The following is a 26,997-nucleotide window of genomic DNA, read 5'->3' as shown; positions in this document are numbered from 1 at the left end:
CACAGGAAGACCTCGTCGACATCTTTCGGGATATTATTACGGTCGACCACCAGCGCGAGCCGAGTCATTCGCCAGCCCCAAAGATCGCAGTGAGCTGGCGTACTCCACCTTCAATGGCTTCACTGATTTCGGCGGCACTAGTGCCAGTCTCGTTAAGCGGAACTTGCGAGGCCAGAACATGTGCTGCTCGGCCAACTTCGGCCTCGGCCGCTCGTCTCTTTGTCGCATTCGGTTCACTACGTATTGTGTCGCCGACTTCTACAAGAGCGGACTTCAGCATCATGAGTTCAATTGAGTGGCGAACGATGTCATTTGGAGTGGGGACCTGATCATTGGGAGCAGCCAAGACCCATGCGATAAGCTCCGCGACGATCAACCGTGCTTCGCTGTCTTCAAGACTGCTATCCGCCTGAGCTTCGAAGGCGACGGATGCGATACGCCGACCGACCTCGATCGGATCATCCAGCGCACGGAGAGCATCGTAGTCAAGACCTGCTGACTCGAGCGCCGCACGATCCCCGGCAGCATAAGCGCGAGCAAGCGATCCTGCGCGCCCAGCGGGCCCGGACACGCGGGTCACTGTGCGACGGACACCGCCGGAAGATCGTCCACCAGTAGAACCGCCGCTTCCCCCGGACCCTGCACCACCTCCGACTCCTGAGCTGCTATCGCGCCAGAGACGGAGGAGTGGTATGAGATTCAGCGAGGGTGCAGAGTCACCAGCCGCGTGCGCTCCATGCTGCTCAGAACTATCAGCTTCACCATCTTGCGCTGGCGAAACATCATCGCCGAGCCAATCGGCGATTGCGTCACGAAGATCGCTCGCGTCCTTGCCCCCGCTGCCCTTGAACGCGTTACTGGTTCCCATTGGACGTCTCCTTTCTTACCGCTGTGATTGCTCGTTTGACGGTCTTGCTGGCGTTGCTTTCCCACGCGTTGAGTACTGAGCCAAAATCGCTGTTCTTCCCCTGGAGGAGAAGCACGGTCGCTGGTTGAACTTCCTGGCTTGGCAACTTCGCTAGAGCCTGGGTTGCTTCACTTATCGTTGCCGGGTGGAGTCCTGTCAATGTCACGATTGCGTTGGCAGTCGGCAACTGGATAGACGGATCGTCTTGCATCCGTCGTCCCAGATGGGCTAGCAGTTCAATAACGTCTCCGGCGGGTAGCCGTGCGAGTTCGTCATCCTTGATCGCAGTCCTGTCCAGGGTGGAGCTCGAAGTGAGGGCGGCTGCCAGGTCGCGCAACTTTTCCGACAGGGACTCATCCAGCAGTATCTTCCCCTTGAAGGCAGCGGCCAGCGTCAAGTAGCCGGCCACATCGGTGGCGTCGAGATCGGGAGGAAGTTTCGCCCAGCGCACCATCGTGCCTGAGAATCCCTTGGAAATCTCTTCGCTGGTAGGCTTCTTCTTTGTGGTCACCTTGCGATCGTGAACTTCAGCGGTGCCCTTCGCGAGCGCCTGAAGTGCATCGAGTTGGCTACGAAGCTTTCCAGCAGCAAGCCAGCTCAGGAGATCTTGGAAGTCTTTGTCAAGCAACTTCTCAATGACCATCAACTTCGCTATGGCGTCGGGCTCCAGTGCGATGCCGCGGCGACGTGCAACGCTCTGACGGACGTAAAGATCGTTCATGAACCGCTTGATTCTGCGCGGGTTTCCCTGGAACTTCTCGTAGAGAATCGGGGTGAGTCGTGACGCCGTCGCCATCTGAAGCGACAGATCGACACCTTTGGGCATCGTTAGGTCGTCGAGGCTCCCCGCAGAGGAACGAAGGTCGGCGCATCCCGCGACGAGAGCTGCGTAAGCGACATCATCGACTTCGGTGCGTGCCAACAGAAGGAATAGGTAGGAGCGGGTATCAAACGAGCTGAGCGCAGGTACAGGGACAGTTGTCTGTACGATCTTGTGTAAGTAAAGGCTTGCAACGCTTTCGCCCTGAGATGGATCGGCCGGCATCTGTAGCTTCTGCTGGATCGCCTCTGCCACCCGCACTTCATCAGCCGCGATCACGAACGACATTCCTTTCGCGGACAGGAACAGGCGAATTGCCTCAAGCGAGTCGACGACGGTATCAGGGAGGCAGCGATCTAGATCGTCAACTAGGACCACGACCTGGGTGACGTGGCTCAACGCAGGTTCCTTGAGCAGAGCCTGAAACTCCTTGCGAAAGGCATCCATGCCTTTCTCTGAATTGAGTGACTCGGGCTCATCACTTACGAGCCCCATAACGTCGTCGAGACTCGGAAGTTGCGCTGTGAGTGCCGTAGTGGTGGCCATCTTGACGGCCTTGGACCAGTTCACCCGCTTCACGAGCTTCTTGAACGCAGTGGTAGCGGCCGCGGTGACCTCGTCCTCGCCGCGAAATTCCTCCTGCAGAACTGACAACACTTCGGCGATCAGGCTTTCCTTCGGCCCAACGCGTGGGTCATAGCGCCATGGGTCAGCTCGGACTATCACGACAGTTGCTGTGTAGGAGGATCGTTGAGCAGCCTTCTCGGTTACAAGGTTGAGGATGCTCGTCTTACCGCTGCCCCAGGAACCAGAAATACCCAGTGCCACTGGATTGAGGGTCTTGTCAAAGAGTGCGTCCGTGACCGTCTCTGCGATCGCATCAAATGACAGCAGGTCTACTGTCGCGGGCTCGTCAGACCACAGGCGAAGGGCGTCGTGTTTGGCATACCCCGTCATGACGCGTCCCCCTCGGCTGCGTCAGCCTGCAATCGTTTGAAGTCCGTTGGTCTCATTCACTTCCCTCATTTCCAAGCCCAAAGAACCTCTCGAAGTAGGTTCCGAGTTTTTCGATGACGCGTTGCTTTTTTTCGCTGTGCCCGCCAGCTGCGCTGAAGCGTGAGACTGGTGGGAGCACTTTGGTGATTGCGGTGCCGCTTGTGCGGATTACCCCGTCGCGGAACGCAGTATTGATGAAAGTGTGAGTGTTGTCGGCGCGGAGGTTTTCTTCGGCGATGATCGCCTCGAGTTCGGCTTCGCGTCGCGCTGCGATGAAGGCTTGCCATTCGTCGTCTACTGAGCCGTCAACGGTGATGCTGTCGACGAAGTCTTCGATGAGGTCGCGTTTGTTGCGTAGTGAGGGGCTGGCGTCGACTGCGCGGGAGATTTCTGCGCGTAGTTCTTTGTCTTCGCCGTTGCCGTAGGTGGCACGGTATTTTTCGACGAGCATGAGGATGTAGTCGACGTTGATTTCGACTTGTTTGATGAGTTCGATTTCGAAGACGATGTCGTCGTTGATGGCTTCTTTATCGGAGTTTTTGTTTTTGCGGAACTCGGCGTGGAGGTCGAGGTAGATGCTGCGGAAGTCTTGGACTTGCCGTTCGTTGAGTATTTCGTTGCCGCTGAAGTCGTCGAATGAGGTGAGGATGTTTGTGAGGCGCAGGATTGCACCAAACAGGGCGATGAAGTCTTTTTGTGCGGCTTCGCCGATGATCTGTTGGCCTATTGGGAAGCGGTCGAGGAGTTCGGTGACTTTTTCGGCGTAGTCGGTGTAGTAGTCGTCGTACGGTTTGAGGAGTACGATGCCGCGGGCTTCCTTGTTGCCGAATAGTTCGAGTGCCTTGTTTGTTTCTTCTTCGAGGTCTCGGAACGCGACGATGTTGCCGTAGGTTTTGACTGAGTTGAGGATGCGGTTGGTGCGTGAGTATGCCTGGATGAGGCCGTGGGCGCGCAGGTTTTTGTCTACGAACAGGGTGTTGAGGGTTGTGGCGTCGAATCCGGTGAGGAACATGTTGACCACGATGACGAGGTCGAGTTCGCGGTTCTTTAGTCGCTGGGAGAGGTCTTTGTAATAGTTGCCGAATTTGTCGGCGCTGGTGTCGTAGCTGGTGTTGAAGGTTGCGTTGTAATCTTGAATTGCGTCTTCTAGGAAGTTTCGGGCGTCTGCGACGAGTGAGTCGGTGTCGAATGCTTCGTCGTCGATGACGCCGTCGTTCGCCGCTTCGTTTGCTCCATATGAGTAGATCAAACCGATTTTCAGTCGCTGGTTTGGCGGTAGTGCGTCTTGCTGCATTTGGAAGTGGTTGTAGTAGCAGCGTGCTGCGTCGATTGATGCGGTGGCGAAGATGGCGTTGAAGCCTCGTACGCGTTTGCGTTCGCGGATGGCTTCGGCTTGGCGCCGGGTGCGTGTGGAATCGGGGATGTTGGTGACGACTGAGTGTTCGTAACTTGATGCGCGTTTGGTTTTTTGGTCGAAGTGCTCCAACGTGTATTTCACGATTTCGCTGATGCGTTTGGGGTCGAGGAGCGCGCGTTCGGTGTCGATCGCGGAGACTTGCGCGTCTTTAATGTTGCCGACACTTACGGTGTTGACGTAGTCGATGCGGAAGGGTAGTACGTTTTTGTCTGTGATGGCGTCCACGATCGTGTAGGTGTGGAGTTTGTCGCCGAAGGCTTGCTCGGTGGTTTTGAGTTGTGGATTGCCGCCGGAGCTTGCGTTTGCAGCGAAGATTGGTGTTCCGGTGAAGCCGAAGAGGTTGTAACACTTGAATGCTTTTGTGATTGCCGAGTGCATGTCACCGAACTGGGAGCGGTGGCATTCGTCGAAGATTAGGACAATGTGGCCGCTGTATATTTGGTGCCCTTTGTTGGCGGCGATGAAGTTCGCGAGTTTCTGGATTGTGGTGATGATTATCCGGGCGTTTGGGTCTTCGAGCTGCTTTTTTAGTAGTGCGGTTGAGGTGTTGGAGTTCGCTGAACCTTTTTCAAAGCGGTCGTATTCGCGCATGGTCTGGTAGTCGAGGTCTTTGCGGTCAACCACGAACAGCACCTTGTTAACACTTGGCATCTTTGATGCAAGTTGTGCGGCTTTGAACGATGTCAGGGTTTTGCCTGAGCCGGTTGTGTGCCATACATAACCACCGGCAGCGGTGGTGCCTAGCGGTTTGCTGTTCCCTGGTGTGATTGACACGTCGATGCGCTGCAGGATCCTCTCGGTTGCGACGATCTGGTAGGGGCGCATGACTAGCAGCAGCCGGTCGGCGGTGAGCACGCAGTAGCGGGTGAGGATGTTCAGTAGGGTGTGTTTCGCGAAGAATGTTTTCGCGAATGATGTCAGGTCGGTAATCGGCTTGTTTTGTGCGTCTGCCCACCACGATGTGAACTCGAACGAGTTTGATGTTTTGCGGCCTTTGCCTGGCTTGGCGGCTTCTTTCAGGTGTGCGGAGCGGGTGGTGTTGGAGTAGTACTTGGTGAGCGTGCCGTTGGAGATTACGAACAGTTGGACGTATTCGAACAGGCCTGATCCTGCCCAGAAACTGTCTCGCTGGTAGCGGTTGATTTGGTTGAACGCTTCGCGGATGTCGACGCCGCGGCGTTTGAGTTCGATGTGCACCATTGGCAGGCCGTTGACCAGCACGGTCACGTCGTAGCGGTTGGCGTAGTTTGCGCCACCTTCACCGCGGTCGATCTCGTATTGGTTGATTACTTGCAGGCGATTGTTGTGGACGTTCTTCTTGTCCAGCAGCGTGATGTTCTTTGTTGAACCATCGTCGCGTTTGAGTACCTGGACGTGGTCCTCTTGGATGCGGATTGTTTTCTCGACGATGCCGTCGTTCTTACCTGCGACGCTCGTGGTGAAGAACCGTTCCCATTCGGAATCGGTGAACGTGATTTCGTTGAGCGCCTCTAGTTGTGCCCGGAGGTTCGCGACGAGATCCGCTTCGGATGTGATTGGCAGGTACTCGTATGCTTGCGATTCGAGTAGTCGGATCAGTTCCTTTTCCAGCGCTGATTCTGACTGATATGCCGCCTGCGATGCCGCATCCGGAACATATTCAGCAACCACAGTGCTCTCGGTAGAAACTGCGATCGGATCGTATTTGCGTGTAACCGCATCGATCATGGTGTCGCCTCCTCGAAAGTCAGTAACTTGTCGCGATAGTACTCATACTGCTTACGACGAGCGGCGATTTCCGCTGGAAGGCCAACGCTCATGTCGTTCACAAGGGCGTCGAACTCGTCGAGGGCCGAGGCTATACGGTGCTGTTCGGCCAACGACGGCAGCGCAATCGGATACTTCAAGAACATGGGACGCCGAAGCGAGGTCACCGAAGACTGCACCGATGTCTGTGCGAGATATCGAGCAAAATCGGCCACTAGATAGTGATAGATGAAGCGAGCATCCACTGAGTCGTGGGGAACGATTCGATAAGCGCGCTGGTGGAGCGCGTACTTGCCTTCGGCGAAATGGAACACCTTCCCGACACCGACACCGTCACCAGCCGTGATGATGGCGCGCTCGTCGAAGTCGAACGAGTCGAGGCGCAACTGTTCGCGACCACGTGCGTAGAACACGAACTCGCCGTCAGGCAGAGCGTCCTTGGTGTCGTGACTACCAGTGCCAATAGTCGCGATATCTCCGAGGAACACCTGCGGCGCCTCGTTTCCGATGGCCAGCAGCTCGTTTCGGTAGTGGGCGTACTGGCGCTTGCGGGCCTCCAGCTCCGCCTCCAGCTCCGCCTCCAGCTCCGTGAACTGATCCAAGATCCGCACGATCTCGCGCTGAACCTCCAGCGGCGGCACCGGTATTCGATACTTGAGAATCGCGGCCTTGTCACCACGCGGCATCTTGGCGCCCTTGGCATGCTGCATGTTGTAGGTAAAAAACCTGTCAGATGACAAAACGTAGTACAAGAACTTCGAGTCGAGCTCGTCACGAGCGTCAGCATTGATCCTGATGGCGAGAACGTCGCCACTACAACCACCTACTGAGGTCGCATGCCACACCTTTTTGAGATACGGCCGAATATTGCCAAGAAGTATGTCGCCGACCTCATATGCGGCTAGGCGCACTGTGTTCGGGAGGTAGCTCGCGTCAACGCGGCCCCCTTTGTTTGCGACTAGGTTGTCGACTCCGACAAACGAAGTTTTATCAAGCTCGCTTGCGTCTACGCGTGTGAAGGAGTACCCGGCTACCTCAGACAATGAGGTATGCCGCACGCCTTGCGGTGCGAACTCCGTGAGTAGGTCATCAATGTGACTCATCCTTCACCTCCGGAAGACCAGCCTAGGTCACTTCTTGCACTTGCGAACTCAGCGCGGTTGCGTACGTTCTCAGAGACTCCAACAACGAGGCGTCGCAAAGCCTCAAATTTGTCGAGAGCCTCAATCTCGTTAGCGTCCCCATGAATGATCGCACTCAGTTCAGAGAAGAGACGATAACCATCCTGCGCGAACTCGTCTGGGATTATCCTGATCCTCTCGTCAACTTCCTTTAGAATGTTAGCGAATGTTCGACGCTTCCCGTTCTTCGACGTAGTATCTACACCTATGCCAGCGGCAGCCGTGTGGGTAGTCAATTCAAAGTGTTTCCTCAGATAGATGACTGACCCTGCAGCTAAGTCGAACCGCCGAGCTAAGTCTGCCCGATCTAACAAGTCCTGCATGTTGTCGTTTAGTGGCCCGAGGTGCGTTGCTGACTCTCCAAGATGTTCGGTGAAGTGGACGAGGGAGACAGACGGGGCCTGCCCGAACAAGTCATCTGCACACCTGACTAAATACCAGTTCTTCACCAGGTTTGCGCAATCTACGCATTTAAGCACCACATCAATACTCACAAAATCTGGTCCAGCAACGAGACAATTGAGTAGTTTTTTGGAATTAAATGGGCGAATGCTCTCGCATTGTGTGCAGTAGTATTGCCGCGTTACTGTGCCAACTTCTATCTTCTTGTGATTACCCCAATTTACCCGCGACTTTCCCATGAACGGTTCAACCTGTCGAAGTTGTAAGAGGATACAGTCACTCAAGACGCTAGATAGTCTCACTGTTCGGCTCCTTCTAAGTCGGCCACGATGACATCGATGGATGTCCGTAGTTCGGCTTGGCGTGCGACAATGCGGGCGATTTCGGCATTGAGTTCGGTGATGTCGATGACTTCGCGTGTGTCTTCGGCTTCAACATATGAGGACACAGCAATGTTGTAGTCTTTCGCGGCGATGTCCTCGTTCGACACCAGCGCAACACGGTGGTCTACATTGATACGGTTTTCAAGGGCACGCAGCACGTTCTGCTGGTGGTCTGGTGTGAGCTTATTTTTGTTGCCCACTCGCTTAAACTCGTCGGAAGCATCAATAAAGAGCACCGAGTTGTCTGTCTTAGACTTTTTGAGCACGATAATGCACGTTGCGATCGTGGTGCCAAAGAACAAGTCCGGCGGAAGTTGAATAACCGCGTCAACATAGTTGTTGTCAATGAGGTACTTGCGGATCTTCGCCTCAGCGCCACCTCGGTAAAGTACACCAGGGAACTCGACAATCGCGGCAGTTCCATTCACTGCCAGCCAAGACAGGATGTGCATGGTGAAAGCAAGGTCCGCCTTCGACTTTGGTGCAAGCACACCTGCGGGAGCGAAACGCTCATCATTGATCAGGAGCGGGTTCGCGTCGCCCTCCCACTTAATCGAGTACGGCGGGTTCGACACGATCGCTTCGAATGGTTCGTCGTCCCAATGGTGGGGGTCAAGCAGAGTGTCACCGTGCGCAATATTGAACTTCTCATAGTTCACGTCATGCAAAAACATGTTGATGCGCGCGAGGTTGTATGTGGTCAGGTTGATTTCCTGCCCATAGAACCCACCTATGTTCTCCTTGCCCAGCACCTTGGCGAACTTCAACAGCAGAGAACCAGAACCGGCGGCCGGGTCATACACTTTGTTGACACGTTTCTTGCCCGCGACCGCGATTCGCGCCAACACCTCAGAGACTTCCTGTGGCGTGTAATACTCGCCACCAGACTTGCCGGCCTGTGAAGCGTACATCTGCATCAGGTACTCGTAAGCGTCACCGAACAAGTCAATCGAATTGTCCTCGAAGTTACCCAAGGGAAGGTCACCAATCGCATCAAGAAGCTTCACAAGCTTCTCATTGCGTTTAGCTACCGTGTTACCCAGTTTGGAACTGTTCACGTCAAGATCGTCGAACAAGCCTTTGAGGTCGCCTTCGCTGTCTGTGCCTAGCGCTGACCCTTCAATATCTTTGAAGACCCGCTCGAGTGTTTCATTGAGGTTCGGATCGTTGGCGGCGTTGCGCCTGACGTTCTGAAACAAATCCGAGGGAAGAATGTAGAACCCTTTTTCCTCGACTGTTTCCTTGCGCCCAAACTCGGCTTGCGCATCAGGTATTTTCGCATAGTCGAAGCTTTCGTCACCGGCCTCGTGTTCGCCTTTGTTGAGGTAGGCGGCGAGGTTTTCAGAGATGAACCGGTAGAAGAGCATGCCGAGCACGTAGGTTTTGAAGTCCCAACCATCAACGCTGCCGCGAAGGTCGTTTGCGATCCGCCAGATCGTTTTGTGGAGCTCCGCTCGCTGAGATTCTTTTGTGGTCGGGCTCATGATTGAGGGGGTCTCCTTTGCGCACAGCAACGCGCTGCTCTTAACTTTAATTCCAAGGGTTACGCTTCATTATGTCGACTGCCATTATTAGCGCCTGGTTATGTGCTGCATAGCCTGCGCTAGGGGGTAAAGCGACCAGAAGCGAGAACGTGCCCTGAGTATCGCATATCCGCGGATAGTAGAGAATAAAGACACTCCAGCAGAGAACGGAAAGCGATCTTTTGAAATAAAAAAGGGCCGGAACCGTGTGGTTCCGACCTTGTTGAACTAGTCGTTATTAACAACATTGTGGTGGGCCCAGAGGGACTCGAACCCCCGACATCCACGGTGTAAACGTGGCGCTCTAGCCAACTGAGCTATAGGCCCCAATATATTGGGTTGTGAGTGTGAAACTCACTAAACACTTATGAAAAGTGTTTAGTGGGCCCAGAGGGACTCGAACCCCCGACATCCACGGTGTAAACGTGGCGCTCTAGCCAACTGAGCTATAGGCCCATCATTGCTACTCACTGCGTGAGGCAACGGAGAAAACGTTACACGAATCTTTCAGCAGAAACAAAACGGGATCCTGTAAACGCCCGGTGACTCGATACGATGAACACATGAATACACGGGTAGTAGCGCATTCAACGCCAGAAACATTAGAGAATATCGTCACTCACTTTGAAGAACTCTACCCGCCGCACCTTGCCGAACCGTGGGATAAGCCCGGTCTTGCAGTGGGGGACATCACGTCGCCCGTGCGTAAAATCTATTTCGCGTTAGATGCCACCCGCGCAGTTATTGACGACGCAGTCGCGTGGGGTGCCGACCTGATCGTCACGCATCACCCGTTTTTGTTCAACCCGCTTGATTCGGTGACTACGCGCACCGATCGTGGCGCAAGCATTTACACGCTCATCGCACACAATTGCGCCTTGTTTAGCGCGCACACTAACGCAGATTCTGCGCGTAGGGGAGTGAACGATGCTCTCGCTGACACAATCGGGCTGATCAATACGCGTCCACTGACCCCACAAGCCGACGACGAAACCCTCGGGTTAGGGCGGGTCGGTGAACTCACCCAACCCATGACGTTACACAGTCTCGCGCAGCATGTGGCGGACGTCCTGCCACAAGCAGCACAAGGCATCCGAACCGTCGGAGACCCAGACGCACTCGTACACAAAATCGCTGTACTAGGCGGATCTGGTGGTTCTCTGCTCAACATCATCGCAAGTAGCGACGCAGACGTGTACATCACCTCAGACCTCAAACATCATGACGTCCTCGACTACGTTGAAGCGCAAAACCAGACAGCACGCATCACCGCAGCCCACACGCACGCCACCGAAGAAAACCCAACCGCAAAACCACACCTCATCGACACAGCACATTGGGCTAGCGAATCCGTGTGGCTGCCCTACGCAGCCCACGACGTAGCAAGCACTCTCGCCGACAAAGGCATCACAATTGAAACAAAGGTCAGCGACATCACTACCGATCCGTGGACGTTCCACACGCGCGCAGACTAGAGTCAAACCAGAAACCCACACGCTCGCGGAAGGACCCACCGTGCCAAACGCCCCCGTCGCAGATCAACTTCGTCTCCTAGACGTCCAAGCACTCGACACCAAACTCGCGCAACTCAAACACCAGCACGCACACGCACCACAGCGCGCACGAGTAGACGAAGTAACAGAACAAATCAACGACCTGTCTTCTGCGCTCATCGCGTCACGCACCGCAGCATCAGACCTCACCCGCGAACTCAAAAAAGCTGAAGACGACGTTGAACAAGTCGCAACAAGGCTTCAACGCGACCAAACCCGACTCGACACCGGAAACGTTGGCGTAAAGGACGCACAAGCGCTCGTCGCTGAGGTTGCGTCCCTCACCAAACGCAAAGCCGACCTCGAAGAAATCCAACTCGACGTCATGGAACGCCTCGACGCACACAACGATGCACTCGCAAAAGTTGAAGAAGCGAACAACTCCATGCAAAGCGCTCTTGACGACGCCAACGCGCAACTTCGTGACGCACTTGAACAGATCAACCAGCAGGCACGCGACATTGCAGCGCAACGCACGCAAGCTGCACAAGGGCTCGACAGCGGACTGCTCGCGCTCTACGACAAACTCCGCAACCAGCTAGGTGGCGTAGGTGCTGCGGCACTCGTAGGGAACCGTTGTGGTGGTTGCCGACTCGAACTCAACCCGACAGACCTCGCCGACATTCGTAGCGCATCTGCAGAAAAAATTGTGCGCTGTGAAGAATGCAGCCGCATCCTCGTGCGCGTCCCAGAGCCAGTCTCAGCGCTCGCAGCTGAATAAAAAATAGGGCGGAGAAGACAGCCTGTACGCCGGGTTCTGTGCCCACACTGATTGCTCATGTGTGGGTGGTGACCATCCATCTAGGCTTACCGTTGCCGGTAAGCTGAAGCAGCCTACCCGGACACTTCGCGAGCAGCGTCATCGTGTCCTGTCTGGCCTTGCTCCGAGTGGGGTTTACCTAGCCGTTTCAGTCACCTGGAACGCTGGTGGTCTCTTACACCACCGTTTCACCCTTACCCCCATGCAGGGCATGTGGGCGGTCTGTTTTCTGTGGCACTTTCCCGCGGGTTTCCCCGGGTGGGTGTTACCCACCACTCTGCTCTGTGGAGCCCGGACGTTCCTCGTGCTGAACAGCACGCGGCCACCCGGCTGTCTTCTCCGCTTCACTAAGGGTACGCGGTTTTGTTCAAACACCGAACTTGGCGTGTTGTTGAGCAGTGTGAGGTTGACCTCCGTGCGCAGGCTCGTGTGGGGTGTTCGAGTGTGGGTAGGCTTGTGGTGTGTTGATTTTGTTGCCGCCCTCTGAAGGTAAAACTGCTCCGACAACTGGCGCCCCTGTTGATGTGGAAAGTTTGTCTCACCCTGGTTTAAATGAGCAGCGGCACACTGTTCTTCGGGAACTTGCACGGGTTTCTGCGCAAGCGGACGCTCATGAACTTCTTGGCGTTGGCGCATCGTTAACGCACGAAATCGAGCGAAACCGTGCACTCCTTTCCGCGCCTGCGGCTCCCTCCACCAACATTTATTCAGGTGTGTTGTTTGAAGCATTGAACTTAGGCGCAATGAGCGACGAGCACCTTGAGATTGCGGCACAACATGTGCGTGTTGTTTCCGCCTTGTGGGGGCTGGTGTCACCTACAGACGTGATTCCGGCCTACCGGTTGTCTATGGGCGTAAAACTGGGGGAGTTGGGTGCTCTTGGCGCGCTGTGGCGCAAGGTATTAGACGCAGAATTAGCTGAAATGGCGCAAGAAACAGTCGTCATTGATTGTCGTAGTGCAGCCTACGCGGCAGCGTGGAAGCCCGCTCCCTCGTCGTCCACCGAATGGGTGAGTGTAAAAGTTGTGCGAGAACTAGACGGAAAACGTTCCGTGGTGTCACACAATGCAAAGCACACTCGCGGTCTACTTGCGCGGCACATGATTACTCGACAAGGCGCAATGCCCACAACAGCGCAAGGCGTGTTGGAGGCGGCACGCGAATACGCGGGCTTCTTTGAAGTTTCCTTGCTTCCGGGGCGCGCTAACGCGTTTACGTTAGAAGTTGTTGTACGCGAAGAACGCTGAATTTTACGGAATAAGCAGTGCCCGGTTTCGCATGTTGAACATCAAGCAAACCCCTGCTAAGGTAAATAATCGGTAAAGCCTATTGCAGGTTTTCGTATTTTTACTGTCGTATGTAATCACAATTGGGGTGATTCGGTTGTGTACACACAACCATGCGACTGCGGTCGCAGTGCGATAAAACAAGGGGTGCGCAATGTCGAGCAAGAACGTCCAAAGCACGTGCACGCTACTTCCCGGCAGCCCCTCCCACATAAACACGTCCAGTGAACTACGCGCCTGCATACACGACGGCGCGCTTCACGTAGAACTCCACGGCGCCATCAACGAATCCATGCGCGACCAAGCCAGCGCAGTATTCGCAGCAGTCATGCAAAGCACCATCCCCGTATACGTGCACGCACAAGACGCCGTTTTCGCTGACAAAAGCTCACGAGCATTCCTTGTGCAACTCTTCGCCGCCTGCGACATGGCGCACATCCCATTGCACCTCGAACTCGGCGACTCACACACGAAAGCCGTACTCACAGACTTAGGGTTCGCAATCGTCGCCTAGCAGCGAAAACATGCCCTAAAAATACGACAAGTCGGGGTTCCCTTGACCAGGCAAGGGAACCCCGACTTGTGCTTTACCCGTATTAAGAAAGCGGGAACTTCTTCTTATCGTGCATAGCGCGATCAGCCGCATACGCTGCCGCACCAGTAATCCCAGCAGCATTACGCAACTGCGCTGGAATGATCTTCGCACGCAAACTCAACAACGGTAAGAACTGTGCATGGTGCTTCGACACACCACCACCCACCACAATAAGGTCAGGCGACAGCAACAATTCAAGGTGAGAGAAATAGCGTTGCAGGCGAGCCGCCCACAACTCCCAATCAAGGTCCTCACGCGTACGCGCACTATCAGCCGCACGCGTTTCCGCATCAAACCCATCAAGTTCAAGGTGACCCAACTCGGTGTTCGGCACAAGAGTCCCATCGACAATAAGCGCCGAACCGATACCCGTGCCAAGCGTTGCAAGAAGAACAACACCTTCCTCGCCACGAGCAGCACCATACGCCACCTCACCAAAACCGGCAGCATCAGCATCATTGACGGAATACACGCGGCGACCAATACGCTCACCGATCACATCTTCAATGTTGACGCCCACCCACGAATCGTCAAGGTTCGCAACGATACGCACAACACCGTGATCAAGTGGCGCAGGGAAAGCGACGCCGATAGGAGTGTCATCATCAAGGTCAAACTCGCCAATGAGTTCAGCAATGACATCCGAAACTGCTTGTGGGGTGGAATGCTCTGGCGTTGGAATACGCACACGCGACTCAGTGAATTCACCAGTAGCAAGATCAACTGGTGCCCCCTTGATGCCGCTGCCGCCGATATCAATGCCGAACGCAATGTTGGGTTGTGTACTCATGGCAGGGTTAAGACCTCCGCGCCTGTTTCTGTAACTAGCAGTGTGTGCTCAAATTGAGCGGTACGTTTACGGTCACGCGTCACAACAGTCCAGCCGTCGTCCCAAACGTCTGCATCAATCGTGCCGAGTGTCAGCATGGGCTCAATAGTGAACACCATGCCAGGTTCAATGATCGTGTCATACAGTGGTGCAGCATCGTAGTGAGGGATGATCAAACCAGTATGGAAAGCCTCACCCACGCCATGACCGGTGTAATCACGCACCGAACCATAACCAAAACGCGAAGCATATTTTTCGATCACTCGACCAATAACGTTAACTTCACGCCCCGGTTTGACTGCCTTAATGCCGCGGTTCAGAGCCTCACGCGTCCGTTCAATCAACAGCGAAGACTCTTCATCAATGTCACCAACAGGGAAAGTCGCATTGTTGTCGCCGTGCACGCCATGAATATACGCAGTGATGTCAACGTTGACGATATCGCCGTCTTGTAAAACGGTGTCGTCTGGAATGCCATGGCAAATAACCTCATTAATTGAGGTGCACAAAGACTTAGGGAACCCGCGATACCCCAACGTAGAAGGGTACGCGTGATGGTCAAGCACAAATTCGTGCCCAATTCGATCCAACTCATCTGTTGTCACACCAGGTGCAACAGCGCGTCCAACCTCGGCAAGAGCTTGCGCAGCAATTTTTCCTGCAATACGAATTTTCTCAATGGTTTCATCATCAACCACGTCACGCCCAGTGAATTCCTGAGGGCCAGGCTTACCCACATACTCCGGACGAGGAATTGAAGAAGGTACAGACAACTGTGCCGAAATGGTTCCTGGGAGCAGAGGGTCATAGGTGTTACGCGTGACAGTCATGACACCATTCTAGTTTGAATAAACAAGTTCACTCACCGCTACCACCACAAACATGGGTGCATATTTGCTGAAGAGGCACTAGAGTGCAAGGAAAACCACTAGGGAAGGCACCCCATGGCCAAGTACTACTTTGATACTAAAACTGGGAAAGTCGCACAAGGCGGAATATTTAGTTGGTGGCACAAAATGGGCCCCTACGACACTGAAGAAGAAGCCCGCAGAGCCTTAGACATTGCACGTGCCCGCACAGAAGAGTGGGACGAAGAAACACGAGACTACACAGGGGACGACTCGTAACCTACCGCACCTAGTGAATTTGAACTAACGCTGCTGGCTTGCTACGCAGCGAATGTAGTGGCGCGCCCCAACATGCGTAGAGGAATTATGACTGCCTATCAAAAACTTTTAGACCAAGCCCGCAACACGTATCACGTTGCGGAAATTCAAGGAATCGAAGGTGTTGCACACTGGCTTAAAACCTTCGGTGCTGTGTCTTTTGATTATGAAAAATATACGGAGGCTTTGTTTGACGAGTTCGTAAACCCTGAACTTGTTGTGGCAGCGTACACCATATGTGACCCTGCTTTATTAGCTTCACGTGCTAGAGCCATAGAACATGAAATGAAAGAATGGCCGCCCGAAGAAGACGAATATTCGGGGCTGCCACGGGATGAGTGGGACACGATACAAGACGAACTAAGCGGCATGCAGAGGCTTATCGTACTGCTTGAACGCACAAGTCAAAACAACACAGACATCGGGAACTTCCGTGTAGCGGGCTTCGGACAGTGGCTAAGAGAAACACTATGGGCTGCCACGGGCGTCCTTCCGCTTGACTCCGGCGCGATTACCAAAGAATCGTACCTATTCACGCAAGCATATGAACTCCACAAGCGGTAACCACTACACCAATACTGACCTTGTGAAAAAGCCATTTCAGGTGGTTCAAAAGTAAAGGGTGTGGCACGCGGAGACGTGCCACACCCTTAAAAGAAAACCAAGACTTACTACTTCTCGAACGTGTGCTCAGGTCCTGGGAAAGACACGTCCTTCACCGCTGCAATGTAGTCGCGTGTGGCATCAGACAGTGCCTGCCCGACCTTGCCAAACTGCTTGGCGAAACGAGGCGACCAATCACCCATGCCAGCCATGTCAGTCCACACCAAAACCTGACCGTCAACTTCGGTTCCAGCACCAATACCAATGGTAGGGATAGCCAAAATTTCGGTGACACGAGCCGCAACCGGCGCAGGAACCATCTCTAACACCACAGCGCTAGCACCAGCATCCTGCAACGCCAACGCATCCTGACACAACTGCTCAGCAGCAGCATCAGAACGAGCCTGCACACGCTTACCACCCAGCATGTTCTCTGACTGTGGCGTCAAACCAAGGTGCCCAACAACAGGAATACCTGAGGACGTCAACAAGTGAATGTGCTCCGCAATACGAGCGCCACCTTCAAGCTTGACCGCATGCGCACCGGATTCCTTCATCATGCGTGCCGCGGTTTCAAATGCGTGAATGGGGGAAGCCTCATATGACCCGAAAGGTAGATCTGCAACAACCATGGCGTGCTTGGTTGCGCGAGACACCGAACGTGCCACCACAATCATTTCGTCCAAACTTACGGGCAAAGTGTTTTCATAACCCAGCATGTTGTCTGCCACAGAGTCACCGGCAAGAATCAGGTCGATTCCAGCTTCGTCAAAAATGCGGGCGGTCACGCCGTCGTATGCGGTGAGCATAGTCAGTTTGTGTCCGTCATTTTTGGACCGCGCAAAATCTTGAACGCGGAAACGCTTACGCACGGGTGCTTGCGGAGCAGAAGTGTCTGATCGTTGGTGTGAAACGTGCTCAGTCATGTTCTATGCCTCAAATTCGAAACGTTGGGACTGATCATCCCCTTACTCAAAAGCCTAACGCGAAACCGCTACATTTCAGGCTCGCGCCAACGTGATGTAATCGGGACGCGGCGGTCTCGTCCAAACGCTAGAGCAGTTACTTTAGGTCCTAGTGGGTATTGGCGGCGTTTCCACTCGGCACGGTCAACGAGGGACACAACTTTATCGACGACGTGTGCGTCAAAGCCGCGCTCTAGAAGCTCCGCACGTCCTTCGGCATGCTCAATATGTGCGTCAAGAACAGCATCTAGTAAGTCGTAGGGTGGCAGTGAGTCTTGGTCGACTTGGCCGGGGCGTAGTTCTGCCGATGGTGGTTTTGTGATGGAGCTTTCTGGGATGGGCGGAATCTCACCGCGGTCGATCGCATAGTTGTTGCGCCACCGCGATAGTTCCCACACACGGGACTTGTCGAGGTCTTTTAAGGGGGCGTACCCGCCCACGGCGTCGCCGTAAATTGTGGAGTATCCGACCGCGAGCTCAGACTTGTTTCCTGTCGCTAAAACAAGGTGGCCTTCAGCATTTGATAACGCCATCAATGTCATGCCGCGCATGCGTGCTTGTAAGTTTTCTTCTGCGACACCAGTTAAATGCAGTTGGCTTTGGAACGCGTCAACGAAAGGCGCAATAGGTTGTACACGGTAGTGGGCGCCAATGCGTTGCGCTAAATCGTGGGCGTCGTCTTTTGAATGTTCTGACGAGTACACGGAAGGCATAGACACGCCATACACGTTTTCGCCGCCAATCGCGTCAGCAGCAACCGCGGCTACAAGCGCAGAGTCGATGCCTCCCGACAACCCCAAAATGACAGATTTAAAGCCGTTTTTAGTGAAATAGCCGGACAAGCCAGTCATGATGGCCCTATATGTTTCTTCATCAGGTTCAAGGGCTGACGCGATAGGCCCGAACTTGCAGGTTTCGTCATCTTCAGCGAGGTCCCACAGCAGCAAATCTTCAACAAATTTTGGCGCCCGAGCAACAACCTCACCGTGAGCTGAAACAACAAACGAACCACCATCAAACACGAGGTCGTCTTGCCCACCCACAGAATTTGCGTACACCAAAGGCGCCCCAACAGCGCGTGCTCTGCGTTGCGCCTGCTCCAACCGAACCTGAGATTTACCTTCTTCAAATGGTGAACCATTCAACGTCAGCAACACCGAAATTCCGACGTCTTCAAGTTCTGCGACTGGCCCGCCATCTTGCCAAATATCTTCACAGATCGCCAACCCAAGGCGACGACCTTTCACCTCAAAAACGGTGGTGGTGTTCCCCGAAGAGAAAATCCGGTACTCGTCAAAAACACCATAGTTAGGCAGGTGATGCTTGTCGTATGCCACCTCAACGGAACCGTGACACAACACGGCTGCACGGTTCGTTGGACGATCCATAGGGACATGATCAGACAACGCCAACGCACCCAACGACCCAACAACAACACGAATGTCACCGAGGCCTTCAGCCTCAAGGGTGTGCGCTATATCAAACAAAGCACGTTCGGCAGCACGCTGAAATGACCCACGAAGCGCAAGATCCTCAATCGGGTATCCAGTGATCGTCATCTCAGGGAAAACCACCACATCAGCCTCACGCTCAGAGGCTTTTCGGGTCCAGGAAAGAATTTTTTCAACATTCCCAGAAATGTCACCGACACACGTGTCGATCTGCGCAATCGCGATTCGTAACTCAGCCATGACATAAACCTTATTCGGTTTCTTGAGATTTTTTGCGCGCCCGCTCGTTTCTGACCCGACTTATCAGGCAAGATGTTAACTATGGATAGGCAACAAGAATTTGTGCTCCGCACAGTCGAAGAGCGTGACGTCCGATTCGTGCGTTTATGGTTTGCTGACGTGCTTGGCATGCTCAAATCCGTTGCGATAGCACCAGCAGAACTCGAATCGGCTTTCGAAGAAGGAATCGGTTTCGACGGGAGCGCCATCGAAGGCCTCACCCGCGTATACGAAGCCGACATGATCGCACGGCCAGACCCCACCACATTCTCGCTACTGCCATGGCGTGGAGAAACCCAAGGCACAGCACGAATGTTCTGCGACATCCTCACCCCAGACGGCGTGCCGTCACTCGCAGACTCACGCAACGTCCTCAAACGAGCCATGGACAAAGCCAGCGAAAAAGGCTTCACCTTCTACACCCACCCAGAAGTCGAGTTCTACCTCTTTGAACAACCAGTCGAAGGGGGCCGACTCGTCCCCATCGACCACGGCGGATACTTCGACCACGTAGCCCGCCCAGCAGGCCACGACTTCAGACGACAAGTCATCACCATGCTCGAATCAATGGGAATTTCCGTTGAATTCTCGCACCACGAAGCCGGGCCAGGCCAAAACGAAATCGACCTACGATACGCTGACGCCCTCAACACAGCCGACAACCTCATGACATTTAGAACCGTTGTGAAAGAAGTCGCCCTCGAACAAGGCGTATTCGCGTCGTTCATGCCAAAACCACTCGCAGACCAACCCGGCTCAGGCATGCACACGCACCTATCCCTCTTTGAAGGCGACAGGAATGCCTTCCACGAGCCAGGCGCCCAATACGAGCTATCAAAAACAGGACGCCAATTCATAGCCGGCCTCCTGCACCACTCCGCAGAAATCACAGCCGTCACAAACCAATACGTCAACTCGTACAAGCGACTGTGGGGCGGCGCAGAAGCACCATCGTACGTGTGCTGGGGCCACAACAACCGTTCCGCACTCGTCCGCGTCCCCATGTACAAACCAGGGAAATCAAACTCTTCACGCATCGAATACCGTGCAATAGACACCGCAGCCAACCCATACTTGGCATACGCGCTCACACTCGCCGCGGGACTCAAAGGCGTCGAAGAAGGCTACGAACTCCCAGACGCAACAGAAGACGACGTATGGAGCCTCACCGACGCTGAACGACGCGCCATGGGCATCAGGCCACTACCGCAAAACCTCGATGCGGCGCTTGCCATCATGGAATCATCAGAACTCGTCGCAGAAACCCTCGGCGAACACGTCTTCGATTTCTTCATCAAAAACAAGCGAGCGGAATGGGACGAATACCGTTCCCAAGTCACTCCATTCGAAATCAAACGACTGCTACAAGTTCTCTAACACGTTAAAGGGGCATCGGATAACCGGTGCCCCTTACACGTCGTGCCGAAAACCATCCACCGACATACCGGCCAAGGCTCCCCATGAATGATCCAGCACGCACCCAATCCGTGACCAGACGCCTCATCAGACTCGGGGTTACAAACGCAAAACGCGCAGAAAAACTATGCGACGACCCCGAACTCAGCGCTGTTCTCGGACCCATCACCGCACAACACGTCCTACTCGACGCACTATCCCACTGCTCAGACCCAGACCTTGGCCTGCTCGCAACAGTACGACTATGCGGAGCCCTACACGCAGCCGGAAAAGAACACCAACACACCACACGGCTCTTCACTCAACTATTTGAAAAACCAGAAAACGAGACAGAAGAACACGCCGAACAACGCGCCGAATCCATCAACCGGCTCTTCTCCGTACTTGGACAATCAGTAGCCCTCGGCGACGAAATCATCAGACGCCCCGAACTACTCACCGACGTCCTCGACTACACATACACACTCGAAACCGAACGCACCCACATGCGTGAACGCCTACTCCACGCCGTTCACGCACACCCCAACGCCCACACCCCAGTAGCCGGCGAACTATCAACAAACAGCACAGACACCGACTACACCGGACTCATGCGCAAAGAATACCGACGTATTCTGCTACGCATCGCAGCAATCGACCTCGCCAACTTTGAACCACAAGAAATCCTCACCGACGTCGCCGCAGCACTAGCCGACCTCGCAGCCGCAGCCCTCGAAGCAGCCCTTGCAATCGCCCGCTCACACCACGAAGACCACGGACGCGGCGTGCGCATAGCAGTCCTCGGCATGGGTAAAACAGGCGGCAGAGAACTCAACTACATTTCAGACGTCGACGTTATTTACGTTGTTGAACCCGAAGACGGATACGACGAAACATACGCCACAGAAATAGGCACCCAACTCGCAAGCGACCTCGCGCTCGCATGCGCACAGGTCGGAAACGAACCAGCATTATGGGCTGTGGACGCTGCATTAAGGCCAGAAGGAAAACAAGGGCCACTGGTTCGCACCCTTGCAAGCCACACCCAATATTACGAACGGTGGGCTAAAACATGGGAGTTTCAAGCTCTACTCAAAGCCCGCCACGTTGCGGGTGATAGCGAACTTTCACGGCAATACATTGCCACAATGAACCCGATGGTGTGGCAGGCAGTAACACGGGAAAACTTTGTTGAAGACGCCCAAGCAATGCGCCGCAGAGTGGAAAACCATGTCAAACCTGCCGAAGCTGAACGGCAAATAAAACTGGGTAAAGGTGGGTTGCGTGATGTTGAGTTCACTGTGCAGTTGCTACAACTCGTGCACGGGCGTCTCGACGAAAGCATAAGATCGTCACACACACTCACCGCGTTATCTCAACTAGCCGCAGCCGGATATGTCGGGCGTGAACACGCTATACAACTTGCACAGTGTTACAGGTTCCTTCGCGTCTTAGAACATCGGGTGCAACTACGGCAGCTGCATCGCACGCACCTGATGCCTACACAACCTCATGAATTAGAAGTGCTAGCTCGCGCATTAGGTATACGGCGAAACAGCATTGAAGAAGTAAACGCCCGCTGGAAATTGGTGAAACGTCAAGTTCGGTCGTTACATGAGGCGCTGTTTTACCGGCCGCTCCTTCCCGCTACGGCGCAGCTTTCACAAGAAGAAGCGACACTATCAGCAGAAGGCGCACAGGCACGTCTCGCAGCAATCGGCTACCGTGACCCGAAAGGGGCAATGCGGCACATTAACGCACTCACTGAGGGAGTGTCTCGTCGGGCAGCTATACAGCGGCAGTTACTGCCTGTACTCATTGGCTGGTTCGCTGAAGGAGCGGCACCTGACTCCGGGCTGTTAGCGTTTCGTAAGCTTTCCGACGAACTGGGCGGCACACACTGGTATTTGAAGCTTTTACGGGATTCAGGTTCAGCTGCGCAAAGGCTAGCGCTCGTCTTGTCGACATCCGATTATGTTGCTCAAGCTATTAGCCGTTCGCCAGAAGCCATCCGCTGGTTTGATGGCGATGCTGATCTTGCTATTCGCTCAAAAAGCAGACTGATCACTGAAGCTGATGCCATCCTCACCAGAGCCGATGATCCCGCACAAGCCGCCACCACAATACGTGCCTTACGGCGTCGAGAGTTAGCGCGCATAGCCTGCTCCGAGTTACTGATGCGCACCGAACCACGTGATGCGGCACAAGGCATCACCGACATCGCAGACGTCACGGTTATGAGCGCGTTACGGATTGCACGCAGCACAGTGTTGGCTGCACAGTCGTACGCAAAAGAACAAGAGCCTGCAGAGTTCGCAATCATTGCTATGGGCCGCATGGGCGGGCGCGAGATGGGGTACGGGTCAGACGCAGATGTAATGTTTGTGTACCGTTCACGTGAGTTAAGCGATGGGGCAAGCGCTGCAGCGTACGCGCAAGAAGTCGCGTTGGAAGTGCGCCGCCTGCTCACCCACACGAACCCAGAACCACCGTTATCTGTTGACGCAGATCTGCGTCCGGAAGGCCGGAGCGGTCCACTTGTTCGCTCATTAGATTCGTATGCGGAATATTACAGTCGTTGGTCTGAAGCGTGGGAAAGCCAAGCTTTGCTTCGTGCCCGACCCGTAGCAGGTGACGAAGCTTTTACAGAACGATTTCATGTCACTTGTGGATCCTATCCGCTACCGTGAAGGTGGTATCGACGAGGCTACAACCCGTGAAGTTCGTCGTATCAAAGCACGGGTGGAGTCTGAGCGTCTGCCACGTGGAGTCGACCCCATGCGTCACTTGAAACTTGGGCGAGGCGCTATCACTGATGTGGAGTGGCTTGTCCAACTGTGGCAAATGCAGTACGGCGGTGAACATAAAGAATTGCGTACTACAGAAACTCTTGCTGGTTTGTATGCGGCACAGAACCTTGGTCTTGTCGATGAAGAGGACTGCGAAACATTAGCAAGCGCGTGGGTTTTTGCGTCAAAACTACGAGATGCAATCGTGTTGTGGACAGGACGGGTAGGTGGAGCCGCCGCGGATGTGCTTCCCTCCGACCGTCGCGACCTCAACGGAATTGCACGAGTCTTGCACTATCCAATAGGTGAGGCAGCAACGTTAGAAGAAGACTATCTGCGCAGGGCTCGTCGTTCGCGGAACGTCATGGAAAAACTGTTTTACGGGTATTAGGAACGCTCTGAAGCTGCATCACCCGAGCCGCGAACGTGGCTAGGGTCGCGCAGCATCTCTGAATCAATAAGTTCGTGACGACGCAAATAGGTAGAACCAATTGCTTGAATCGTCGCTGCGATGGGTAAAGCAAGGAACGCCCCAAGCGCCCCGAACACGGCGCCAAAGCCTAGAACCACTACGAAAGAGACTGCCGGGTTCAACTGGAGTGCTTTCGCTGAAATGCGCGGGGACAGCCACAAGTTTTCAATTTGCTGGTAGGCGATAATGAACGCCAATATGGCGAGGGCTTTCGTGATGCTACCACTTGTTAATGCGAACACAACCGGCAGCGCACCACCAATATAGGTTCCGATGGTTGGCACAAACTGTGAAACCACACCGGTGAATACTGCGAGCGGCAGCGAGTAGGAAATGTTAATGATTTCTAAGAAAATCCAGGTACAAAACGTGTTCATGAGCGCTAAAACAACACGAGAGTTGATGTAGTCGGAGATTTTCCCTTGAGTGATTTCCCATAGGCGGAGCACCTCAGTCTGGCTTGATGGGCGAAGCCACGCACAAATTGAGGCACGGAATTTTGGTCCTGCAGCTGACAGATAGTAGGCGACAAGCAGCACCACAGAAATATTGAATAGCACCCCAAGCATGGATGCTCCGATCGCTAATGCTTGGTTGGCTGCGTCGCCGCCGTATTCATTAATGAGTTGTCGTTGGAGTTCGTTGAGTTCTGGGATATCAACTTCGAATCGTTTCTCTAACCACATTGCAGACGATTCGTAGGTGTCTGGTAGCGAAAGAATAAGTTGTGCAGCCTGCTCAATAAACATTTGTCCGAAGACAGCGATAAGAGTAAGAGCAGAAACTAGCAATCCGATGAGTACTGCACCAGTTGCTGCGCCGCGTTTCCATTTACGGCGCACCAGCCACAAGACCATTGGTTCCATAGCGAGGGCAAGGAACAGCGCAATAACGAGGTTGATGAAGAGGCCGGTTAGGGATCCCATCGCACGCCAAATAAATGTGGCAATGAACACTGTAAACACGATGGAGGTGAGTGCGCGGGGGAGCCAGCGTGGTGGGCGAGTTACCGTGAACCATTCAGGCAAATCTTTGTTGTTGTATTCGCTGAGTGGGTTATCGGGCGATGCCGTTGTAACAGGATCAGCTGGGGCAACATGAGGTGTGACTGGCGGCGAGATCGCTTTACGTTTTTTATTACGTGAAGCCCACGCTTTCGCACGCTGTACTGCTTTCATGACAACTCCCACAAAACTTTTGTTAATAACCCCTTATATGAAATTACACCTCGTTTGCAGGGAAAACAGGTAGAGATTGCGTAGAGTCGTGTTTTTTGTGAAAGTTTGTGCGCGAACGACTGTGGCCTAGACACGCATTCATGCACGTCTAGGCCACACAATATGTCTACGAATGTTTAGATGTCGTAGTACAACTCGAACTCGTATGGGTGTGGACGAAGACGAATCGGGTCGATTTCATTTTCGCGCTTGTACGCGATCCAGGTTTCGATGAGGTCTTCTGGGAATACGTCACCAACGGTAAGGAAGTCGTGGTCTGCTTCGAGAGCGTCGAGTGCTGCGTCGAGTGACGCAGGCACCTGCTCGATGAGAGCGTGTTCCTCTGGTGGGAGCTCGTAGAGGTCCTTATCGATTGGCTCTGGTGGTTCGATACGGTTCTTGATGCCGTCGATTCCAGCGAGAAGCTGAGCCGCGAATGCAAGGTATGGGTTTGCTGTTGGGTCTGGTACGCGGAACTCAACACGCTTTGCTTTTGCGTTCGATCCTGTGATTGGGATACGAATACATGCGGAGCGGTTACGTGCCGAGTATACGAGGTTAACTGGCGCCTCATAACCTGGCACGAGACGACGGTACGAGTTGATTGATGGGTTTGTGAACGCAAGCAACGCTGGTGCGTGCTTGAGGAGTCCACCAATGTACCAGCGGGCGAGGTCGGAGAGACCTCCGTAGCCTTTCTCGTCGAAGAAGAGAGGCTTGCCGTCTTTCCATAGTGACTGGTGGCAGTGCATACCTGAACCGTTGTCACCGAAGATTGGTTTAGGCATGAACGTAACAGTTTTGCCTTGTTCCCAAGCGGAGTTCTTTACAACGTACTTGAACTTCATCAGGTCATCGCCGGCAGCGGTGAGGGTGTTGAAGCGGTAGTTGATTTCTTGCTGGCCTGCGGTTCCAACTTCGTGGTGTGCGCGCTCTACTTCAAGGCCAACTTCTTCGAGTTCAGCACAGATTTGGTCACGGAAGTCAGCGAAGTGGTCGTTCGGTGAAACAGGGAAGTATCCACCTTTGAGGCGGGTCTTGTATCCGCGGTTGAGGCCTTCTTCTTCGCGGCCCATGTTCCAAGCTGCTGTGCCGGATTCGATTTCGTACAGGGTAGAACCTGGCGTGGTTTGGTAGCGAACACCGTCGAATGCGTAAAACTCTGCTTCGGCAGCAAAGAAAGCAGTGTCTGCGATACCTGTCGATTTGAGGTATGCCTCAGCTTTTGCTGCAACGTTACGAGGATCACGTGAGTATGGTTCGGACGTGAAAGGGTCAACGATTGAGAAGTTGACGACGAGGGTCTTGCGCTTGCGGAACGGGTCTACGTAGGCGGTTGTGATGTCTGGGATCAGTTTCATGTCTGATTCGTGGATTGCTTGGAATCCGCGAATTGATGACCCGTCGAACATCATTCCTTCGGTGAAGGCAGATTCTTCGAATTGTCCGATGGGTACGTTGAAGTGCTGCATTTGGCCGGGCAAGTCACAGAATCGCACGTCGACGAATTCGACGTTTTCTTCCTTCAAGAAGGCAATTGCCTCCTCAGCGGTCTTAAACATCCGAGTCTCCTTGGTCGCTGGAGCCCTATATTGAGGCTAGTAATGACAATATGGGCTTGGCGTTTCTCGAGGGTGTACCTTGTGTTTCGCTCATGTTACATAACTGCTCTTCATGTGACATTTTTGTAGCGTAATGTGGGCACTTTCGCTTGTGTGACATAGGTTACCCCTTGATTTGAGGGGTGAATAATGTGGTATCCACGTAGCATCAAAGGGTGGTTACACGTAAAGATTTTTCTTCATGGCTGCACGGATCGCCTACACACAATACGGCTAACTCCGAGGATAATGCAGGTCGTTTCGGTACGCCCGAGCAGGGGAGCGGCTCTCTTGCTTCACTGTGGCGGCGCGTGTGCGGCCTCATCATTGATTGGGCTGCCGCTTCTGCTGTGTCGTGGCTACTTTTTGATTTTCATTCCATGGCCACGCTGGGAGTGTTCGCGGTTGTCCACTTCGTGTGTGTGTCCTCAATCGGAAACACTTTAGGGCATGTGCTGTGCGGTATTCGGGTGCGGCCAGAAGAGAACAACAGCACATATATTGGTTTTGCACGTGGGCTCATGCGAACAATTCTTTTGTGCCTCGTAATACCAGCGGTTATTTGGGACGCAGACGGACGCGGCTTGCACGACAAAGCAGCACGTACCTTGGTTGTTCGTCGATAAATATAAAAAATGTGGGACCAACACTTGTTGGCCCC

The 26,997-nt window shown here is 54.0% G+C and carries 22 protein-coding genes, 2 tRNA genes and 1 other RNA gene; 10 read left to right on the top strand and 15 right to left on the bottom strand.

Annotated elements, in window-relative coordinates:
* Positions 1-64 precede the first annotated feature (64 nt).
* The 8 genes from ACR9EC_RS04420 to ACR9EC_RS04385 form a co-directional block, all read right to left on the bottom strand.
* The gene (locus tag ACR9EC_RS04420; RefSeq protein WP_435300293.1) at positions 65-868 is read right to left on the bottom strand and encodes a hypothetical protein; all 804 of its coding nucleotides are present in this window, start codon (positions 866-868) and stop codon (positions 65-67) included.
* Positions 855-2,684, bottom strand: a complete 1,830-nt coding sequence (locus ACR9EC_RS04415; RefSeq protein WP_435300292.1) for a KAP family P-loop NTPase fold protein — start codon at positions 2,682-2,684, stop codon at positions 855-857. The genes ACR9EC_RS04420 and ACR9EC_RS04415 overlap by 14 nt, the downstream gene beginning before the upstream one ends.
* Positions 2,685-2,736: 52 nt before the next feature.
* Positions 2,737-5,847, bottom strand: a complete 3,111-nt coding sequence (locus ACR9EC_RS04410; RefSeq protein ID WP_435300291.1) for a type I restriction endonuclease subunit R — start codon at positions 5,845-5,847, stop codon at positions 2,737-2,739.
* Positions 5,844-6,989: a restriction endonuclease subunit S gene (locus ACR9EC_RS04405; RefSeq protein ID WP_435300290.1), complete on the bottom strand. Its 1,146-nt coding sequence runs from the start codon at positions 6,987-6,989 to the stop codon at positions 5,844-5,846. Before ACR9EC_RS04405 ends, ACR9EC_RS04410 begins: the two co-directional genes overlap by 4 nt.
* Positions 6,986-7,480 carry a hypothetical protein gene (locus tag ACR9EC_RS04400; protein ID WP_435300289.1) on the bottom strand — a complete coding sequence of 165 codons (495 nt, stop codon included), beginning with the start codon at positions 7,478-7,480 and terminating at the stop codon, positions 6,986-6,988. Before ACR9EC_RS04400 ends, ACR9EC_RS04405 begins: the two co-directional genes overlap by 4 nt.
* Positions 7,481-7,767: 287 nt before the next feature.
* Complete coding sequence (locus ACR9EC_RS04395) at positions 7,768-9,336, bottom strand: type I restriction-modification system subunit M (protein ID WP_435300288.1); 1,569 nt, start codon at positions 9,334-9,336, stop codon at positions 7,768-7,770.
* A 289-nt stretch (positions 9,337-9,625) separates the two neighbouring features.
* Positions 9,626-9,702 (bottom strand) — tRNA-Val (locus tag ACR9EC_RS04390).
* A gap of 55 nt (positions 9,703-9,757) precedes the next feature.
* A tRNA-Val gene (locus ACR9EC_RS04385) sits at positions 9,758-9,831 on the bottom strand.
* Positions 9,832-9,938: 107 nt separating this feature from the next.
* On the opposite strand from ACR9EC_RS04385, the gene ACR9EC_RS04380 reads away from it, so the two are divergent.
* Positions 9,939-10,850 carry a Nif3-like dinuclear metal center hexameric protein gene (locus ACR9EC_RS04380; protein ID WP_435300287.1) on the top strand — a complete coding sequence of 304 codons (912 nt, stop codon included), beginning with the start codon at positions 9,939-9,941 and terminating at the stop codon, positions 10,848-10,850.
* Between the two features lie 40 nt (positions 10,851-10,890).
* Positions 10,891-11,649: a zinc ribbon domain-containing protein gene (locus tag ACR9EC_RS04375; RefSeq protein ID WP_435300286.1), complete on the top strand. Its 759-nt coding sequence runs from the start codon at positions 10,891-10,893 to the stop codon at positions 11,647-11,649.
* Positions 11,650-11,658: 9 nt separating this feature from the next.
* On the opposite strand, the gene rnpB is transcribed toward ACR9EC_RS04375, so the two are convergent.
* Positions 11,659-12,026, bottom strand: an RNA gene (gene rnpB, locus ACR9EC_RS04370) — RNase P RNA component class A.
* A 123-nt stretch (positions 12,027-12,149) separates the two neighbouring features.
* Here rnpB and ACR9EC_RS04365 point away from each other — a divergent pair.
* Complete coding sequence (locus ACR9EC_RS04365) at positions 12,150-12,935, top strand: YaaA family protein (protein WP_435300285.1); 786 nt, start codon at positions 12,150-12,152, stop codon at positions 12,933-12,935.
* A gap of 193 nt (positions 12,936-13,128) precedes the next feature.
* On the top strand, positions 13,129-13,488 hold the full coding sequence (locus ACR9EC_RS04360) for a hypothetical protein (RefSeq protein WP_435300284.1): 360 nt from the start codon (positions 13,129-13,131) through the stop codon (positions 13,486-13,488).
* 82 nt (positions 13,489-13,570) lie between these two features.
* Here the strand turns inward: ACR9EC_RS04360 and ppgK are convergent, their stop codons facing one another.
* Together ppgK and map are read right to left on the bottom strand one after the other, a co-directional pair.
* Positions 13,571-14,359, bottom strand: coding sequence for a polyphosphate--glucose phosphotransferase (gene ppgK / locus ACR9EC_RS04355; protein WP_435300283.1), 789 nt, complete (start codon positions 14,357-14,359; stop codon positions 13,571-13,573).
* Positions 14,356-15,228, bottom strand: coding sequence for a type I methionyl aminopeptidase (map, locus tag ACR9EC_RS04350; protein WP_435300282.1), 873 nt, complete (start codon positions 15,226-15,228; stop codon positions 14,356-14,358). The genes ppgK and map overlap by 4 nt, the downstream gene beginning before the upstream one ends.
* 114 nt (positions 15,229-15,342) lie before the next feature.
* On the opposite strand from map, the gene ACR9EC_RS04345 reads away from it, so the two are divergent.
* Both ACR9EC_RS04345 and ACR9EC_RS04340 read left to right on the top strand, forming a co-directional pair.
* On the top strand, positions 15,343-15,525 hold the full coding sequence (locus ACR9EC_RS04345; RefSeq protein ID WP_435300281.1) for a hypothetical protein: 183 nt from the start codon (positions 15,343-15,345) through the stop codon (positions 15,523-15,525).
* An 87-nt stretch (positions 15,526-15,612) separates the two neighbouring features.
* Entirely contained in the window at positions 15,613-16,128 is a 516-nt protein-coding gene (locus tag ACR9EC_RS04340; protein ID WP_435300280.1) for a hypothetical protein, read from the top strand.
* Between the two features lie 107 nt (positions 16,129-16,235).
* Here ACR9EC_RS04340 and panB read toward each other — a convergent pair whose 3' ends face one another.
* Positions 16,236-17,093 carry a 3-methyl-2-oxobutanoate hydroxymethyltransferase gene (gene panB, locus ACR9EC_RS04335; RefSeq protein ID WP_435300279.1) on the bottom strand — a complete coding sequence of 286 codons (858 nt, stop codon included), beginning with the start codon at positions 17,091-17,093 and terminating at the stop codon, positions 16,236-16,238.
* A gap of 68 nt (positions 17,094-17,161) precedes the next feature.
* Complete coding sequence (locus ACR9EC_RS04330) at positions 17,162-18,823, bottom strand: NAD+ synthase (RefSeq protein WP_435300278.1); 1,662 nt, start codon at positions 18,821-18,823, stop codon at positions 17,162-17,164.
* An 81-nt stretch (positions 18,824-18,904) separates the two neighbouring features.
* Between ACR9EC_RS04330 and glnA (ACR9EC_RS04325) the strand changes: the two genes are divergently transcribed.
* The 3 genes from glnA (ACR9EC_RS04325) to ACR9EC_RS04315 all read left to right on the top strand — a co-directional run bounded on the left by glnA (ACR9EC_RS04325) (position 18,905) and on the right by ACR9EC_RS04315 (position 23,437).
* On the top strand, positions 18,905-20,239 hold the full coding sequence (gene glnA / locus ACR9EC_RS04325; protein ID WP_435300277.1) for a type I glutamate--ammonia ligase: 1,335 nt from the start codon (positions 18,905-18,907) through the stop codon (positions 20,237-20,239).
* An 83-nt stretch (positions 20,240-20,322) separates the two neighbouring features.
* Positions 20,323-22,947: a bifunctional [glutamine synthetase] adenylyltransferase/[glutamine synthetase]-adenylyl-L-tyrosine phosphorylase gene (locus ACR9EC_RS04320; RefSeq protein WP_435300276.1), complete on the top strand. Its 2,625-nt coding sequence runs from the start codon at positions 20,323-20,325 to the stop codon at positions 22,945-22,947.
* Complete coding sequence (locus ACR9EC_RS04315) at positions 22,916-23,437, top strand: hypothetical protein (protein ID WP_435300275.1); 522 nt, start codon at positions 22,916-22,918, stop codon at positions 23,435-23,437. Before ACR9EC_RS04320 ends, ACR9EC_RS04315 begins: the two co-directional genes overlap by 32 nt.
* Here ACR9EC_RS04315 and ACR9EC_RS04310 read toward each other — a convergent pair.
* Entirely contained in the window at positions 23,434-24,696 is a 1,263-nt protein-coding gene (locus ACR9EC_RS04310) for an AI-2E family transporter (RefSeq protein WP_435300274.1), read from the bottom strand. The two genes, ACR9EC_RS04315 and ACR9EC_RS04310, sit on opposite strands and share 4 nt — an antisense overlap.
* Positions 24,697-24,872: 176 nt before the next feature.
* A complete protein-coding gene (gene glnA / locus ACR9EC_RS04305) occupies positions 24,873-26,297 on the bottom strand; it encodes a type I glutamate--ammonia ligase (protein WP_435300273.1) in 1,425 nt (474 codons plus the stop codon).
* A gap of 215 nt (positions 26,298-26,512) precedes the next feature.
* Here glnA (ACR9EC_RS04305) and ACR9EC_RS04300 point away from each other — a divergent pair, with 215 nt between their 5' ends.
* Entirely contained in the window at positions 26,513-26,962 is a 450-nt protein-coding gene (locus tag ACR9EC_RS04300) for an RDD family protein (RefSeq protein ID WP_435300272.1), read from the top strand.
* Positions 26,963-26,997: the final 35 nt, after the last annotated feature.

Source organism: Timonella sp. A28 (genome assembly GCF_051200815.1).
GTDB lineage: Bacteria > Actinomycetota > Actinomycetes > Actinomycetales > Cellulomonadaceae > Timonella.
Note: the sequence above shows the minus strand (reverse complement) of the source record. Positions and strands in the feature narration are given on the sequence as shown.

Coding starts and splice junctions, on each gene's coding strand:
- ACR9EC_RS04415 (WP_435300292.1), bottom strand. CDS start 2,684: ATGACGGGGTATGCCAAACACGACGCCCTTCGCCTGTGGTCTGACGAG.
- ACR9EC_RS04420 (WP_435300293.1), bottom strand. CDS start 868: ATGGGAACCAGTAACGCGTTCAAGGGCAGCGGGGGCAAGGACGCGAGC.
- ACR9EC_RS04380 (WP_435300287.1), top strand. CDS start 9,939: ATGAATACACGGGTAGTAGCGCATTCAACGCCAGAAACATTAGAGAAT.
- map (WP_435300282.1), bottom strand. CDS start 15,228: ATGACTGTCACGCGTAACACCTATGACCCTCTGCTCCCAGGAACCATT.
- ACR9EC_RS04360 (WP_435300284.1), top strand. CDS start 13,129: ATGTCGAGCAAGAACGTCCAAAGCACGTGCACGCTACTTCCCGGCAGC.
- ACR9EC_RS04410 (WP_435300291.1), bottom strand. CDS start 5,847: ATGATCGATGCGGTTACACGCAAATACGATCCGATCGCAGTTTCTACC.
- ppgK (WP_435300283.1), bottom strand. CDS start 14,359: ATGAGTACACAACCCAACATTGCGTTCGGCATTGATATCGGCGGCAGC.
- ACR9EC_RS04315 (WP_435300275.1), top strand. CDS start 22,916: ATGTCACTTGTGGATCCTATCCGCTACCGTGAAGGTGGTATCGACGAG.
- ACR9EC_RS04345 (WP_435300281.1), top strand. CDS start 15,343: ATGGCCAAGTACTACTTTGATACTAAAACTGGGAAAGTCGCACAAGGC.
- ACR9EC_RS04320 (WP_435300276.1), top strand. CDS start 20,323: ATGAATGATCCAGCACGCACCCAATCCGTGACCAGACGCCTCATCAGA.
- ACR9EC_RS04330 (WP_435300278.1), bottom strand. CDS start 18,823: ATGGCTGAGTTACGAATCGCGATTGCGCAGATCGACACGTGTGTCGGT.
- ACR9EC_RS04340 (WP_435300280.1), top strand. CDS start 15,613: ATGACTGCCTATCAAAAACTTTTAGACCAAGCCCGCAACACGTATCAC.
- glnA (WP_435300277.1), top strand. CDS start 18,905: ATGGATAGGCAACAAGAATTTGTGCTCCGCACAGTCGAAGAGCGTGAC.
- ACR9EC_RS04310 (WP_435300274.1), bottom strand. CDS start 24,696: ATGAAAGCAGTACAGCGTGCGAAAGCGTGGGCTTCACGTAATAAAAAA.
- ACR9EC_RS04405 (WP_435300290.1), bottom strand. CDS start 6,989: ATGAGTCACATTGATGACCTACTCACGGAGTTCGCACCGCAAGGCGTG.
- ACR9EC_RS04395 (WP_435300288.1), bottom strand. CDS start 9,336: ATGAGCCCGACCACAAAAGAATCTCAGCGAGCGGAGCTCCACAAAACG.
- glnA (WP_435300273.1), bottom strand. CDS start 26,297: ATGTTTAAGACCGCTGAGGAGGCAATTGCCTTCTTGAAGGAAGAAAAC.
- panB (WP_435300279.1), bottom strand. CDS start 17,093: ATGACTGAGCACGTTTCACACCAACGATCAGACACTTCTGCTCCGCAA.